14 protein-coding genes and 1 pseudogene are annotated in these 15,399 nt (G+C 58.5%); 8 read left to right on the top strand and 7 right to left on the bottom strand.

What is annotated here, in order from left to right:
* Positions 1–53: 53 nt before the first annotated feature.
* From ADS46_RS05395 to ADS46_RS05375, 5 genes are all read right to left on the bottom strand, one after another.
* Positions 54–1,160, bottom strand: a complete 1,107-nt coding sequence (locus tag ADS46_RS05395; protein WP_066317291.1) for an ABC transporter ATP-binding protein — start codon at positions 1,158–1,160, stop codon at positions 54–56.
* Positions 1,161–1,386: 226 nt separating this feature from the next.
* The gene (locus ADS46_RS05390; protein WP_066317465.1) at positions 1,387–3,012 is read right to left on the bottom strand and encodes an alpha-glucosidase family protein; all 1,626 of its coding nucleotides are present in this window, start codon (positions 3,010–3,012) and stop codon (positions 1,387–1,389) included.
* Positions 3,013–3,042: 30 nt separating this feature from the next.
* On the bottom strand, positions 3,043–3,885 hold the full coding sequence (locus tag ADS46_RS05385; RefSeq protein WP_066317288.1) for a carbohydrate ABC transporter permease: 843 nt from the start codon (positions 3,883–3,885) through the stop codon (positions 3,043–3,045).
* Positions 3,882–4,868, bottom strand: coding sequence for a carbohydrate ABC transporter permease (locus ADS46_RS05380; protein WP_066317285.1), 987 nt, complete (start codon positions 4,866–4,868; stop codon positions 3,882–3,884). The genes ADS46_RS05385 and ADS46_RS05380 overlap by 4 nt, the downstream gene beginning before the upstream one ends.
* 14 nt (positions 4,869–4,882) lie before the next feature.
* Complete coding sequence (locus tag ADS46_RS05375; protein WP_066317283.1) at positions 4,883–6,154, bottom strand: ABC transporter substrate-binding protein; 1,272 nt, start codon at positions 6,152–6,154, stop codon at positions 4,883–4,885.
* Between the two features lie 389 nt (positions 6,155–6,543).
* Between ADS46_RS05375 and ADS46_RS05370 the strand changes: the two genes are divergently transcribed.
* The 8 genes and pseudogenes from ADS46_RS05370 to eda (ADS46_RS05335) form a co-directional block, all read left to right on the top strand.
* Entirely contained in the window at positions 6,544–8,088 is a 1,545-nt protein-coding gene (locus ADS46_RS05370) for a carbohydrate porin (protein ID WP_066317281.1), read from the top strand.
* A gap of 190 nt (positions 8,089–8,278) precedes the next feature.
* Positions 8,279–8,803 (top strand): DUF3455 domain-containing protein, encoded by a 525-nt coding sequence (locus tag ADS46_RS05365; RefSeq protein ID WP_066317279.1) that lies wholly within the window; start codon positions 8,279–8,281, stop codon positions 8,801–8,803.
* A gap of 110 nt (positions 8,804–8,913) precedes the next feature.
* Positions 8,914–9,477 carry a sigma-70 family RNA polymerase sigma factor gene (locus tag ADS46_RS05360; RefSeq protein ID WP_066317273.1) on the top strand — a complete coding sequence of 188 codons (564 nt, stop codon included), beginning with the start codon at positions 8,914–8,916 and terminating at the stop codon, positions 9,475–9,477.
* Positions 9,474–10,190, top strand: a complete 717-nt coding sequence (locus tag ADS46_RS05355; RefSeq protein ID WP_066317271.1) for an anti-sigma factor — start codon at positions 9,474–9,476, stop codon at positions 10,188–10,190. Before ADS46_RS05360 ends, ADS46_RS05355 begins: the two co-directional genes overlap by 4 nt.
* 527 nt (positions 10,191–10,717) lie before the next feature.
* Positions 10,718–12,223 carry a glucose-6-phosphate dehydrogenase gene (zwf, locus tag ADS46_RS05350; RefSeq protein WP_066317269.1) on the top strand — a complete coding sequence of 502 codons (1,506 nt, stop codon included), beginning with the start codon at positions 10,718–10,720 and terminating at the stop codon, positions 12,221–12,223.
* Position 12,224: 1 nt separating this feature from the next.
* Positions 12,225–12,890, top strand: a complete 666-nt coding sequence (gene pgl, locus ADS46_RS05345) for a 6-phosphogluconolactonase (protein WP_066317267.1) — start codon at positions 12,225–12,227, stop codon at positions 12,888–12,890.
* A 38-nt stretch (positions 12,891–12,928) separates the two neighbouring features.
* Positions 12,929–13,376 (top strand): annotated as a pseudogene (eda, locus tag ADS46_RS05340) (bifunctional 4-hydroxy-2-oxoglutarate aldolase/2-dehydro-3-deoxy-phosphogluconate aldolase); the annotation flags it as partial.
* 1 nt (position 13,377) lies between these two features.
* The coding region (eda, locus tag ADS46_RS05335; RefSeq protein ID WP_156524479.1) for a bifunctional 4-hydroxy-2-oxoglutarate aldolase/2-dehydro-3-deoxy-phosphogluconate aldolase at positions 13,378–13,765 on the top strand (388 nt) is incomplete at its 5' end.
* Between the two features lie 106 nt (positions 13,766–13,871).
* Here eda (ADS46_RS05335) and ADS46_RS05330 read toward each other — a convergent pair.
* Together ADS46_RS05330 and ADS46_RS05325 are read right to left on the bottom strand one after the other, a co-directional pair.
* Positions 13,872–14,753, bottom strand: a complete 882-nt coding sequence (locus tag ADS46_RS05330; RefSeq protein WP_066317264.1) for an SMP-30/gluconolactonase/LRE family protein — start codon at positions 14,751–14,753, stop codon at positions 13,872–13,874.
* Positions 14,750–15,361, bottom strand: coding sequence for a 2-dehydro-3-deoxy-6-phosphogalactonate aldolase (locus ADS46_RS05325; RefSeq protein ID WP_066317262.1), 612 nt, complete (start codon positions 15,359–15,361; stop codon positions 14,750–14,752). Before ADS46_RS05325 ends, ADS46_RS05330 begins: the two co-directional genes overlap by 4 nt.
* Positions 15,362–15,399: the final 38 nt, after the last annotated feature.

Here is a 15,399-nt window from a genome sequence, read left to right as displayed (position 1 = left end):
GGCTCGTCGCGATCTGCGCGGGTCAGTGGATAATCGTGGTCAAAGTACGCCAGTCAGGCAGCTTGCCGTTGGGCAGGCAAATCCAGAGCAGCACCGCCCTCGTCGAACAGGTGAACATGCTGGGTGTCAGGCACCAGCGAGACGTGTTGCCCCTCTTCCCATTGACTGGGGGCTTCGCTGCGATGGATCAGCAGTGTATCCCCTTCTTTGGGATCCAGGTAAACGTAGACTTCGTTACCCAGGTATTCAACGTTGACGATCTCGAAACGGTTATCTCCAGACGGCTCTGCCAGGCGGAGGTGTTCCGGGCGCACGCCAATACTGAGCGCGGCGCTTTGCGGCTGGGCACTTGCATCCTGTGGCAAGGCAAGTTCGCCCACGCCTGCAGCGAGTACCCGGCAGCCATGGTCATCCTTTGCCAGCAGTTGGGCAGGCATGAAATTCATGGTGGGTGAGCCGATAAACCCGGCAACGAACTTGGTGGCAGGGCGCTGATAAAGCTCTTGAGGGGTGCCCACCTGTTCGACATGGCCGCCGTTGAGCACCACGATCTTGTCGGCAAGCGTCATGGCCTCTACCTGATCATGGGTCACGTAGATCATGGTGGAGCCGAGACGATTATGCAGCCGGGCGATTTCGTTGCGCATCTGCACGCGGAGTGAGGCGTCCAGGTTGGAGAGCGGTTCGTCAAACAGCAGAATGCGCGGTTCCCGGGCCATGGCACGGCCCATGGCTACCCGCTGGCGCTGGCCGCCGGAGAGGGCCTTGGGTTTGCGGTGCAGCAGCTCTTCCAGCTGCAGGATTCTGGCGGTGCTCATCACCCGGTCATTGATCGTCTCATCCGACTGTTTGGCCAGCTTAAGACCAAACGCCATGTTGTCGTATACGGTCATGTGCGGGTATAGCGCATAGGACTGGAATACCATGCCGACACCGCGTTCACGTGGTGGTAAGTCGTTGACCACAGTGTCGTCGATACGCAAATTGCCATCGGTAATCGACTCAAGACCGGCAATCAGACGTAGCAGGGTGGATTTACCGCAGCCCGATGGGCCGACGAAAACGACGAATTCGCCGTCGCCGATTTCCAGGTCGACATCGTCGATGATGTGGTCGCGGCCAAACACCTTGTTAATTTTTTCAAGCGTAACACTTGCCATGGGTGACTCCTTGCCAACCTCAAGGCCTGTGCCCCGGGTTGGCCTGTTGTTGTTTAAAACGGTCTAGCAGCCTGTCGGACTTAACACTGATCTACTGCGAATCCGGTCTTTTGGCCAACTTTATTCGATCGATTTCGTTAAATAGCGCGCTATTCGCCTCAATCGATCGATAAATTTGGCTCAAAATCCGTGATTCTCGCGACGATCGGTCAAGCCCGACAGGCTGCTAGGCGGTGCGCATAAAGGCCGCCTGGTAAGCGGGGAGCGTCAGTCGGTCGCCGTCGCGTTGATAGTTGAAGCCATGGCCGTCGAGATCGGCGGTCACCGTAACGGGGAGCGTAACCTCTTGCGGCTGGCCGGTCAGATTGAAAACGCACAGCAGGGATTCGTTGCCGTGTTGGCGGGTAAAGCCCAGCAGGTCGTCGCCCACGTCGGCCAGCGTCAAGTCTCCGTCAAACAGCGCGGCGTGTTGGCGACGAAACGCCAGCAACTGGCGTGTGGCATTGAGGGTTGAGGCCGAGTCGCCCTGTTGCTGGCTGACGGCAAGCTCGCGATGTCGTGGCGAGACCGGCAGCCATGGCTCAGCGCTTGAAAAGCCCGCCTGGGACGAATCATCCCAGGGCATGGGCGTGCGACAGCCGTCGCGGCCCTTGAATTCGGGCCAGAGCACCTTGCCGTAAGGGTCCTGAATGCGTTCAAAGGGAACCTCGGCTTCGGGTAGCCCAAGCTCTTCGCCCTGATAAAGGCAGACGCTGCCACGTAGTGAAAACAGCATTGCCAGGGCAACTTTAGGATAGGCCGTTGGGTCTTCGTCGGCGCCCCAGCGCGAGGCGCTGCGCTCAACATCGTGATTCGAGGTGGCCCAGCACGGCCAGGCATCGCCCGCCAGCCGCTGGAAACGCTCGATCACTTCACGTAGATACGCAGCGGAATGCGGCTTGTTGAGCAGGTCGAAGGTGTAGGCCATGTGCAGCTTGTCGCCACCAGCGGTGTACTCGGCCATACGCTCCAGCGGGTTGTCATCGCCGATTTCACCCACAGTCGTGGTGCCGGGGTATTCATCCATCAGCGCACGCAGATCCTTGAGAAAGTCCAGGTTCTCCGGGCGGCTGAGGTCATAGATGTGGCGCTGCCAGGTATACGGATTGCTGTCCGGTGCGCCCAGGGTTTTGGCTTCGCCTTTGGGGACGGGAGGGTTGTCGCGTAACTCGGCGTCATGGAAGAAAAAGTTGACCGTGTCCAGGCGGAAGCCATCGACACCCAGCTCCAGCCAGAAGCGCATATTATCCAACTGGGCCTGACGCGCTTCCGGGTTATGGAAGTTGACGTCTGGCTGACTGGTTAGAAAGTTATGCATGTAATACTGCTGGCGGCGTGGCTCAAAGGTCCATGCCGGGCCGCCAAAAATCGACAGCCAGTTGTTGGGTGGCGTGCCGTCTGGCTTGGGGTCGGCCCATACAAACCAGTCAGCCTTGGGATTGGTGCGATTCTGGCGGCTTTCCTGAAACCAGGCGTGCTGATCCGAGGTATGGCTGATGACCTGGTCGATCATCACTTTCAGGCCCAGCCTGTGGGCTTTGGCCAGCAGCGCCTTGAAGTCGTCCAGCGTGCCGAACATCGGGTCGACATCGCGGTAGTTGCTGATGTCGTAGCCGAAGTCGAGCATTGGCGAGGTAAAGAAAGGCGATAGCCAGATACCGTCGACATTGAGTGATGCTACATAGTCGAGCTTTTCAGTAACGCCGGGTAAATCACCGATACCATCCCCGCGGCTGTCCATGAAGCTGCGTGGGTAAATCTGATAGATAACGCCGCCGCGCCACCAGGCTTTTGTATCTTGGGTATCTTGCATGAGTGAGTCCGTTGATGACATTAAAAATCCTTAGCCTTTGACGGCGCCAGCGGTGAGTCCAGAGACGATGCGTCGTTGGAAGATGATCACCAGCACCACCAGTGGAACTGTTACCACCACCGAGGCCGCCATGATGGGCCCCCAGGGCAATTCGTAGGCGCTGCCGCCGGACAGCAAGGCGATCGCCACCGGTACGGTGCGCTGGGTGTCGGTCAGGGTGAAGGTAAGCGCGAACAGAAACTCGTTCCACGCGGCAATAAAGGCGAGCAGCCCGGTGGTCGCCATGGCGGGCCACATCAGGGGTAAAAACACCTTGGTAATGGTGATCCACGGTGTAGCGCCGTCCATGATGGCGGCTTCTTCAAGTTCCATGGGGAGCTGCTTCATGAAGGTGGTCAGCACCCACACCGTGAAGGGCAGGGTGAAAATGGTGTAACTCAAGATCAGCCCGGCCGGGTTGTTGTAGAGGTTGAGCGTGCGGATGACTTCAAACAACCCGGAGAGCACTGCCACCTGGGGAAACATCGACACTCCCAGAATGACCAGCAATACCGTTGAGCGCCCGCGAAAACGGACGCGACCCAGTGCATAGGAGGCCGTGATGCCCAGCAACAGGGCGATGAACACCACGCTCACGGCCACCACGATGGAATTGAAGATCGCTCGCAGAAAGCTCGACTGGGTGAGCACCTGGGCGTAGTTACCCAGGTGCCAGGAAGAAGGCCATAGCTCGACACGAAACAGCTCGCTCGATGGCTTGAACGAGGTGATCACGGCGTAATAAAACGGGAACACGGCGTAAACCATGATCAGCACGATCAGCGCCCAGAAACCGACCCGCTTGGCTATTTTGCTCAGCTGACGTGCGGTCATGCGTCACCTCCCAGTTGCAGTTGCTTGCGGCCAGCATAAATGTAGGCAACGGTTGCCAGGGCGATAATCAGGAACAGCAGGGTGGACGCCGCGCTGCCATAGCCGACGTCCTGGAATTCGACCAGTTGCTGGCGAGCGTAGACCGACATGGACATGGTGCTGGTGGAATTCGAGGTCAGCACGTAGATGACATCGAACACCCGCAGGGCGTCGAGCAGGCGGAAAATCACCGCCACCATCAAGGCAGGGGTAACCAGCGGCAGCGTCACCTTGAAAAACACCCGCACTGGATGAATGCCGTCGACTTCGGCAGCCTCGTAACAGTCCTTGGGCAGCATCTGCAGAGCGGCAAGCACCAGCAGGGCAACGAAGGGGATGGTTTTCCAGACGTCGACCATGATCACCGCCCACATCGAGTAGGTGGCGCTGGCGGTCCAGGCAATGGGGTCATCGATGACGCCAACCCCCATCAGCATGTGGTTGATGATGCCGAACTGGTCGTTGAGCATCCATGCCCACATCTGCGCCGAGACAATGGTGGGGATGGCCCAGGGAATCAGTACGGCGGCGCGCACAATGGTGCGCCCTTTAAACTCCGCGTTGAGAATCAGCGCGACGATGACGCCAAAGACAACCTCAAGCGATACCGACACCACCGAGAAGTAGACGGTATTCCATACCGACTGCCACCACACGGGGTCGGCCATGATGCCAAACCAGCGGCCGTTATCATGAACCAGGTAGTTCTCGAAGCCGATGAAATTGGCCGTGCCCAGGTCAGACAGTGAGGCGTCGGTAAAACTTAAAAAGAAGGTGCGAAATAAAGGCCAGCCAGCCACCAGCGCTAGCGCGACCAGCATGGGGGTCAAAAATAACCAGGCCGCTTTGACCCGCTGACGGCGCACCTTGGTGCCGCGCGAGCGCCGCGCCGTCAATGGGGCGGTGCGCGCCCCAACGGGCGCGCTTGAGTGAGAAGTCGTCATCAGGCTCTCCAGCGTTACCAGTTACGACGCTTCAAACGCAGAAGCTCGTTTTCCAGGTCCTCAACGGCCTGGGCGCCATCCTTGGTACCCGAGAGCACCTCGTGGGTAGCGCTGAAGAAGGCGTTGCTGACCCGGCCGTAGGCATCGCCGGTTGGCGCAGAAGGACGGGCAACGGCGTTGGTGAAGGTGTCGTAAAGGGTGCCGAAGAAGGGCACGGCGTCCAGCACCTCGTCATCCTGATAGAGCGCGTCAATGGTCGGGTTGTAGGAGGCTTCGATGGCGCGACGTTTCTGCTCTTCCTCGCCGGTCAGGAAGGCCACCAGGTCGGCGGCAAGCTCGGGGTTCTCGGTGTAGCGGGATACCGCCAGGTTCCAGCCGCCAAGGCCAGCAGCGCTTTCACCGTCTTCGCCGCCCGCCGGCAGTTGGGTGACGCCGACATTGCCACGGACGTCGCTGTCTTCGCTTTGCGCCAGCGCCCAGGCGTAAGGCCAGTTGCGCATGAAGACGGAATTGCCACCCTGGAAGACACCGCGGGCTTCTTCCTCGGTGTAATTGAGCACGCCATTGGGCGAGATGTCGCCGATCCATGAGGCCGCCAGGTCAAGCGCTTCGGCCGCCTGTGGGTTATTGATGCTGACCTCGCCGTCAGCCTCGACAACATTACCGCCACCGTGGCTTGCCACCCATTCAAGGGCATTCACCGTCAAGCCTTCATAGGCACGGCCCTGGAAGACATAGCCCTGCATGCGGTCGTTGCCTGCTTCGCGCTCTGCCTGCTTGATCGCGCGGGCAGTTTCGGTCAGTTCCTGCCAGGTGGTGGGTACTTCAAAGCCATGTTCTTCGAGCAGGTCTTCGCGGTAATACAGCACGCCTGCATCGGTAAACCACGGCATGGCGACCAACCGATCGTCGATGGTGTTGTTGGTCACGATGGTTTCGAAATGTCCGGCAGCAGCGTCGTCGCCCAGCACCTCGCGCAGATCGAGCAGGTGGTTGGCCAGCAGGCCCGGCCAGACAACGTCAATCTGCATGACGTCGATATCGCTGGAATTGGCGGACAGGATCTGCTGATACAGCGAAAGCCGCTCGGTGGATGAATTGGGCGTCGAGACCACATCCACCTCATGGCCGGTCTTGGCTTCCCAGGCGGCCACGCCTTCCTGGCAAAGCGTCAGTTCGGCACCTACGGCGCCGCATGAAATGGTCAGGTCAGCCGCCTGAGCCTGGCTGATGCCACCAGTAGTGCTGGCAAGCGCAATGGCGGTCGTTAAAAGCGTTTTTTTCATGATGGTTCCTCGGCGTTTGTTGTTGTCGGGTAGCGCATCGTTCAAGCCCGTTGAATGTGGACTTAAACGATTAAGTTGGTGCACCTAGTTAGCCGCCTCTTGCCAGCAAGTTCAATAGCGACTTTTGTCTAATTATTTATTCAGGTTTTGCTAACACGATGCCTGCTGTTTAGACATTGGTCGACAATTAGTAATTACTGGTTGGTTTACGTAGTCTTAATCGATTAAGTTTCACTTGTTCCAGCGTTTTGGTTGGTAGCAGTGGTTGCTTTACCAACTGTTGGGGCAAATACGATTTACAACAATCGACTCAAGCGCGACCGCTTTCATGCGCATCGGATTGCAACGCAGTGACGGGCGGGCGTCGAACAACAATAGGGTTTAAAACAATGGATAAAATGACTTTCAAAACACCGCTGGCGATTGCCATCGCCGCCGCCAGCCTGGGTGTCAGCGGTGCGGCCATGGCCGATACCACCATGGAAGAGCGGCTTGCCGAGTTGGAAGCGCGGATTATCGCCGCTGAGCAGCGAGCCGACGCCGCCGAGCAGCGTGCTGCCGAGGCCGAACAGCAACGCGCCGCAACCGCCGATATTGAAAGCGATGCTGAAATTGAAGAACGTCTGGCAAGGGTAGAGCGCTATGCTGACGGCGAAGAAGGGTTTTCATTCAATGTTTATGCGCGCTCGGGCCTGTTGATCGGTGAAGATGGCAAAAGTGAAGAGGGTGGCCCTTACGTGACACCTGCAGGCCCTGAAGGCGGCGCGGTGGGTCGCTTGGGTAACGAGCCCGATACCTATGCCGAAGCGATTCTGAACTACCGCATGCGGTTTGATAACGGCGCCAAAGCGCTATACCGCACCATGATCGCCGACGGCACCACCTCGAGCAATGACTGGACTGGCGGCGAGTCGGATATCAACGTCCGTCAGGTATATGCCGAATTCAGCGATCTACCGAGCTTTACCGGTGCGTTTGAAAACGCCTCCATCTGGGCCGGTAAGCGTTTTGACCGCGACAACTTCGACATCCACTGGCTGGATAGCGACGTGGTCTTCCTCGCCGGTACCGGTGGCGGTATTTACGACATGCAGCTGGCCGATAACTGGAAATCCAACCTGTCGATTTACGGCCGCAGCTTTGCCGACTTTGACGTGGTCAGTAGTGAAGATCCTGGTCTAAAAGGTGATACCGATAACCTGATCCTGACCTCCAACAACTACTTTGGTAACTGGCAGTGGATGGTCAACGGCATGTCCGCCGCCGATAACGACACCCGTGATATTGGCGCCGGGCAGGAAGCCGCCGAAAACGGTTTCCACACCATGGTGGCCTATCACGGCGACAGCTTCTTCGGCATGGGCGAGGGCAGTTATAAAGCGGCGGTGCTGCATGGCCAGGGGCTGGGCGCCGAGACCAAGAACATCGGCGCCAACGGTGATTTGACCGATGATGCCAGCTCAACCCGTCTAGCGCTTTATGGAACGACCTATCTTGCACCCAAATGGCGTATTGCGCCCTCAGTGCTTGCTGAAACCAGCGAAGACCGTTTTGCAGAAGGCGATTCGTATGACTGGGCCACGCTCAACGTCCGCTTGGCCAACGAGCTGACTGAAAACTTCGAAATGCAGTACGAAGCGAGTTATCAATGGATGGATTTAGATCCTCAAGGCTACGGTCAGCGTAATGAGGTTGATGGGGGCTACACCAAGTTCACCATTGCGCCGACCTTCAAACCTGAAGTCGGTGGCTTTTGGAAGCGCCCCGAAATTCGTTTCTTTACGACCTGGAGCGACTGGGATGATGACTTGAACGGTTATCTGCAAAACGATGCGACTGATGCCGGCGGCAACGATATTTCAGACTCTTTCGGTCAGTCAGGCTTTACAGGAGGTGAATGGACCTTCGGCGTACAAAGCGAAGTCTGGTTCTAGGCCAGTAGGCCTGGTAAGAGGCCAGGCCGCTTGCTGTTTACCCGTTTCTGATTGCCCGCGACACGTCGCGGGCTTTTTTACGTTTTTTAGAAATATTATGAATGGGCTGCATCCAAAACGTCTCCTCGCGGGTATTCCCTATACAGCCGCTATTTAAGGCAGCTGATATTTAACCCTTAGGAGACTGAAAATGACCCTTCATCATCTAACGCGCGCTACCTTGGCCGCCACTCTGATTGCATCCTCCAGTCACGCTGCGCTGGCAGACATGACGCCCGCGGATGTCCAGGTACCGGACGGCAATGCCGTTGCGCTTGAAACCGTCGGTGTTGGCGCAATCACTTATATGTGTGAAATGAACGACGACGACACCATGGCTTGGGTATTTAAAGGCCCGCACGCTGCGCTTAATGATAGCGACGGCAGCCAGGTCGGCAGTTACTACGGCCCGCCCGCCACCTGGGAAGCACTGGATGGCTCGAAAGTCACCGGCACCCAGCTGGCAACCGCCGCCAATGGTGATGGCAACATTCCGCTCCAGCTTGTTGAAGCCAACCCCGCTGAAGGCGAAGGCGCTATGACCGGCGTCAGCTACATCCAGCGGCTGAACACCCAGGGTGGCGTTGCTCCGGATGTGGCCTGCGATATGGATCATGACGGTGCCACCGCCGTCGTTACCTACCAAGCCGATTATATCTTCTGGTCGGCTGAATAAGTCGACGAGAGCGCTAATTCCGCTGGGGTCTCGTTTGTCGAGCCTCCAGCGGCTATGCTGTCTTTGGGAACGACGACCGACGTCGGCGCCGTCACCAGGGAGCTAGGGGTTTGACTGACGAGTCTTTAGAGTTTGATCATGCTTCGGTATTAGCCAAGTGTGCCCGCGGCGAGCATGACGCCTTGCACCAACTTTATGTTTATGAAGGTGCCCGGCTGTTAGGCGTTGTCCTAAGAATCGTCAAGGATCGCGGCATGGCCGAAGACATTGTCCACGATGCCTGCCTTAATATTTGGCAACGCGCCAATAGCTTCGACCCAGCCAAAGGGTCGGCGCGAACATGGATATTCAGCGTGGCGCGCCATCAGGCATTAAACGCCATCCGTTACCGTGATCGTGAAATCACGTTTGATAGTAATGACCCCACCGAGATAGACCTTGACGAACATTTCCAGCATTCGTCCGTTGTCGAAGATGCCTTCGATTGGCAGACCGGCCAGCGCATGGATGACTGTCTGCATCAGTTAGAGACCGAGCGGCGAAACTGTGTGCTCCATGCCTATGTGGATGGTCTCAGTCACGCGGAAATTTCCGCCCACACGGGGGCGCCGCTGGGTACCGTCAAAGCCTGGATAAAACGCAGCCTGCTGCGCCTACGGGAGTGTATGGCATGACCGGTCCCCTTGATCAAGACGACTACGCCCTGGCGGGTGAATACGTACTGGGAACACTGTCGTTGGCACAGCGCAAGGCAGTAGAAGCGCGACTCAAACACGAGCCGGAATTGCTCAGAGCGGTGATGGCGTGGGAGGAACGCTTCGTGCCCTATACCGCGCTGACTCAGCCAGAAAGGCCTTCTGACTCTTTATGGCCACGTATCGAACGCAGCCTTAATGCTTTGCATGACTCACAACGTGACAGCGTTACAACGCCGCCACGCCGTCGCTGGGTCACCCAGTTGCCGTTTTGGCAGGGAGCTGCCGGTATTGGAATGGCTGCCGCGTTAGTCATGGGCGTGATGTTGAGCCAGGTATCCACCGCGCCTACAACGCCAGAGTACATGGTGGTATTGCTCGCGCCACAAAGCCAGTCCGCGGGGTGGGTCGTTCAGGCCTCAAATCAACAACAAATTGAGTTGATACCGTTGGGTACCTTTGAAGTGCCGGATGGCAAGGCGCTTGAGTTCTGGACCAAGGCTGACGAATGGCAGGCGCCGGTATCGCTTGGCCTGGTCGAGCCAGGCCAGCCCATCCGCCTACGCCTGGATGAGCTGCCGCCGCTTCAGGATAACCAGCTTTTTGAGCTCACCCTGGAAGACGACACCGGCTCGCCTACTGGCTTGCCTACTGGCCCTATCCAGTTTATTGGTCGCGCCGTGGAGATTTAGCTGTTTCATTAATGAACCCCCGACCTTTGCCGGGTGTTTGCCTGTTGGTTCACACATGAAAACTCCCTAATCGATGCCGCTGCGTTCCAGGTTCAAGGCGTTCTCATTCTCACCATAGCGGCTACTTGGCCTTTTCCGGGTACCGTTCCGATCCTCGTTATCACTTATCCTGATTGTCCGTTGATCAGCCACGAAGTGAACGGGGCCTTTATGTTGCCATCAAAGTGAAACCTCAGTTCTTGTCGCGGTGTTGGCATTGCCCCTTGAACAGGCTTAGCTACGCTTATTCATACCTCCACTGCCTCATTCTTCTGGGACGCAGAAGTCGTTTGTATGGTGGGAATACTTGATGTGAAGAGCCGCCGCTATGTCATATTGCAGCAGTGCAACACCATAATAGCGTTAAGGTAACGCTTGAAGATTTTTTGTAGTAAAATTACACGCAATATTGCGTATAATGCCTTTTTTCAGATAGATTTTAGGTAATCTAACAACATTAGATCATCTAATGGTCAACAGGAGCTGAGATGAGCCCGTCACCTGCCTCCCAGGGTGCCCCATTGGGCGATCCGAATAACGCCATCGACTTAGCGCTGTTTGGCGCGCTTGGCGATTTGGCGCTGCGCAAGCTGTTTCCCGCGCTCTATCAACTGGACCGAGAAGGCCTGATGCCAGAGAGCACGCGCATTCTGGGGTTGGCGCGCCAGGAGCACGATACGGCCGAGTTTCGTCAATTGGTAAGCGGTGCGCTGCACAAGCGTCTCAAAAAGGACGAGCAGGATAAAGCCAGCCTGGAGCGCTTTCTGGACCGCCTCGATTACTTGAAGCTGGATTTTACCAGTGTCGAGGGGTTTGATGCCGTGCGTCAATGGCGCGAAGGGTCGCCGCGCCCGATGGTGGTCTATCTGTCGGTGGGCGCCAAAATCTACGGCGATATCTGTCGAAACCTTCAGCAGAGCGGCAGTCTGGACGATGCCACGCGCGTCGTGGTGGAAAAGCCCATCGGTTTCGACCTGGCGTCTTCCGAGGAAATCAACGACGCCATTGGCGATGTCTTTCCCGAGTCGCGGGTGTATCGCATTGACCACTATCTGGGCAAGGAAACCGTTCAGAACCTGATCGCGCTGCGCTTTGCCAACCCGCTGTTCGGCACCCAGTGGAATCAAAACCATATCTCCCACGTGGAAATTACCGTGGCGGAAAAGGTCGGCATCGAGGGCCGCTGGGGCTATTTCGATGAAGCGGGCCAGCTGCGCGACATGGTGCAGAACCACTTGCTGCAGTTGCTTTGTCTGATTGCCATGGACCCGCCCTCCAACCTCGACGCTGACGCCATTCGCGACGAAAAGGTCAAGGTGTTGAAGGCGCTCAAGCCGTTCACCGGTGAAGCCCTGGACAAGGACGTGGTGCGCGGCCAGTACACGGCGGGCACCAGCGACGGCCAACAGGTGCCCGGCTACCTGGAAGAGGAGGGCGCCAACACGGAGAGCCAGACGGAAACCTTCGTCGCGATGAAGACCGAGGTGGCCAACTGGCGCTGGGCGGGCGTACCTTTCTATCTGCGTACCGGCAAACGGATGCCGGAGAAGCTGTCGCAGATCGTGATCCACTTCCGCCAGCAGCCGCACTACATCTTCGATCCGGATCAGCGCAATATCGCGGCCAACAAGCTGATCATTCGTCTGCAGCCGGAAGAGGGCATTGCGCTCCAGGTGCTCACCAAAGACAGCGGTCTCGATAAAGGCATGCGCCTGCGCCCCGGCCCGCTGCACCTGGATTTCAACAACGCCTTCCCCAAATCGCGTATCCCTGATGCCTACGAACGGTTGCTGCTGGAAGTCATGAAAGGCCAGCAGTACCTGTTCGTGCGCCGTGACGAAGTCGAGCATGCCTGGCGCTGGTGTGATCAGCTGATTGATGGCTGGAAAGCCCGGGAAACGCCGCCGCGCCGTTATCCGGCCGGGTCCTGGGGGCCGGTCGCCTCCATTGCCATGATTACCCAGGATGGTCGCAGCTGGTACGAGGATTATTGATATGAGCGATGCACGCACACAGCTTGCCGAACAGCTGGCCGAGGCCGTTTTTCAGGCCTTGAACGACGACCTGGAACACCAGGAAAACGCCTTGCTGGTGGTCTCCGGCGGCTCGACGCCCGTCCCCTTTTTCAAAGCCCTGGCGGCCAAGCCGCTGCCCTGGGAGCGGGTGGAAATCACGCTGGCGGACGAGCGCTGGGTGGATGAGCAAAGTGACGACAGCAACGCAAAATTGGTCCGCGAGCACTTGCTTCAGGGGGCGGCAGCGGCAGCCCATTTTGCACCCTTGACCAGCGACGCGGGGACGCCTGAAGAAGGTGTGTCCGACGTCAGTGAGCGTGCGCTATCACTTAGCTGGCCGGCAAGCGTCGTGATTTTGGGCATGGGCGGCGATGGCCACACGGCCTCGCTGTTTCCTGACAGCCTTGAACTTGGCCTGGCGCTCGCCACGGAAGAGCCGCTGGTCGCCGTGCGAACGCCCAGCCAGCCGCAGCCGCGCATCACGTTTTCGGCAGACCGGCTGCATCAGGCGCGCCGCCACATTTTACATATTACCGGTGACGATAAGAGAGCGGTGTTGGCCAAGGCTCTGAGCGGGGACGACATGCGTCAACTGCCCATCCGCGCTTTCTTATCCTGCCCCTTGGCGATTTACTGGGCGCCTTAACGCCGCTTTCGCCAATAATAATTTGCTTGGAGACTCACATGACCATTGATAAGCAGCTACCGTCGACACGCACCGCGGAGCTAGACAGCATTTGCCTCAAGGCCGAGGTGATTCCGGTGATTACTATTGATCGCCTGGAAGATGCCGTACCGATGGGGCGTGCGCTGGTAGAAGGCGGCTTGACGGTGCTGGAAATCACCCTGCGTACCGATTGCGCGCTGGAAGCCATCAAGCGCATGAAAGAAGCGCTGCCGGGGGCGAGCATTGGCGTCGGCACGGTGTTGACCCCTGCCCAATATCGCCAGGCCGAGCAGGTCGGCGCTGACTTCGTGGTAACCCCGGGGGCGACCGATGCGCTTTATCGCTATGGCGTGGAAAGCCCGGTGCCGATGCTGCCCGGCGTATCCACCATTTCAGAACTGATGACCGGCTGGCAGTACGGCTACCGCCGGTTCAAGTTCTTCCCGGCGGAATCCAGCGGCGGGGNGGTCGGCGCTGACTTCGTGGTAACCCCGGGGGCGACCGATGCGCTTTATCGCTATGGCGTGGAAAGCCCGGTGCCGATGCTGCCCGGCGTATCCACCATTTCAGAACTGATGACCGGCGGGCAGTACGGCTACCGCCGGTTCAAGTTCTTCCCGGCGGAATCCAGCGGCGGGGCCAAAGCGCTCAAGGCGTTTGGCGCGCCGATTCCGGAAGCACGTTTCTGCCCCACGGGCGGCATCACCGTCGACAACGCCGAGGACTATCTCTCGCTGCCCAACGTCATGTGCGTGGGCGGTTCCTGGCTGACGCCGAAGGCAATGGTCGAGGCAGAAGACTGGGACGGTATTCGCGAGCTGGCCCGCCAGGCTGCCGAGCGCTTTCACCACTAAAGGTGGTGTTAGCAGTAAGGTGCACTCTCGCCACTTGCCTCACGCAAACAGGGTCGTTTGTGCAAGTGGATTGCCCCGGACATGGTCCGGGGTTTTTTTGCTGTGGCTAAGCCAGGCGCAATAGCGGGTCGGCAAGCCCGCGCACGCCAACGTCGCAGGTGAACAGTCCGCCCGCCTGGGGCTGTTCCTGGCGTTGGTCGGCAGTGAATCCTTCCTGAGCGGTGGTGATGTAAAGCCGGTCCAGATTCTCGCCCGCGAAGGCTGGGCAGGAGGGTTGGCTAACGGGGAGCTGAACGCTATCAATCACCTGGCCATCGCGGTTCAGCCGCACCACTTTGCCAGCGCCCCACAGGGCGAGCCACAGGCAGCCTTCGCTATCGATCACCGCGCCGTCCGGATTGCCGTCAACCCCCTTGAAATCTGCCCAGGCAACCGGTTCGCCGACAGGCCAGCCCTGGTCGTCCAACGCCCAGCGCATCACGACCCCGGCGGCTGTGTCGGTAAAATACGCCGCGTCGCCTTGAGGTGAAAAGCAGATGGCGTTGGGAATGGTGAGCCCGCTGCGCACTCGGGTCAGCTCACCGCGATGCAGGCGGTAAAGGCTCCCCGCGCCGGGTTCGGCGGTCTTGCCCATGGTGGAAAGCCACAGGCTGCCGTGGCGGTCCACGCGGGCATCGTTGCTGCGCGTAACGGGGTTGTCGGCTTCAAAGTCGGCAAAATGCTCAAGGCGTTGCGTGGCCGGATTCAACAGGCTCAGGCTGTGCTCGCCGACCAGCATTAACCGGCCATCGTTCAGTGGGGTGGCGAGCGATACCATTTGTCCAAGGGGATAATGGCCGTGATCGCCGTTTTCAAGCGACAGCCAGTGAAGGCATTTGCCCAGAATATCGCACCAGTAAAGCCGTCCGCTTTCGGCGTCCCATTGGGGGCCTTCTCCCAGCTCGCAGCGGCAATCCACCGCCAGTTCGGCCATCTTGTTGTGATTCATAAACGATCTCCTGCGGCTTGCCAGGCGTCTACCAGTGCATGGGCCTGCTTGCCGACTTGCTGGGGCGTTTGCCCCGGTTGGTAAAGCGCGCTGCCAAGGCCTGCGCCATCTACGCCCGCGGCGCGCCAGGCGGCGAAATTGTCGATACCGATACCCCCAACCGCATATAGCAATGTGTTAAGGGGCAGCACGGCGCGGACAGCTTTCATGCCCGCGATGCCCACCTGGACCGCCGGGAAGAGCTTGAGTCCGGTCGCCCCCGCATCCAGGGCATCAAAGGCTTCGGAAGGCGTAACAATGCCCGGCCAACTGGCCATGGAGAGGCGATGGGATGCTTCGATGACGGCAGGGCGGCAGTTGGGCGAGACGATCAATCGACCGCCTGCAGCATGAACGTCGCGTACCTGCTCAGCGCTTAATACCGTTCCCGCACCGATCAGCGCCTGGTCGCCAAAGGCGTCCGCCAGGCGCTGGATGCTGGTGAGCGGGTCTGGAGAATTAAGCGGCACCTCGATTTGCGTGATGCCCGCCTCAAGCAAGGCGCCGCCAACGGCCACCGCGTCATTGGGCGTCACCCCACGTAAAATGCCAATTAAAGGCAGTGTCATAGCGCTCTCCTTGTTTAGCTGATGCTTATTGCCGGGTA

This window comes from Halomonas sp. G11 (assembly GCF_001663515.1).
In the GTDB taxonomy this organism is placed as follows: Bacteria; Pseudomonadota; Gammaproteobacteria; order Pseudomonadales; family Halomonadaceae; genus Vreelandella.
Note: the sequence above shows the minus strand (reverse complement) of the source record. Positions and strands in the feature narration are given on the sequence as shown.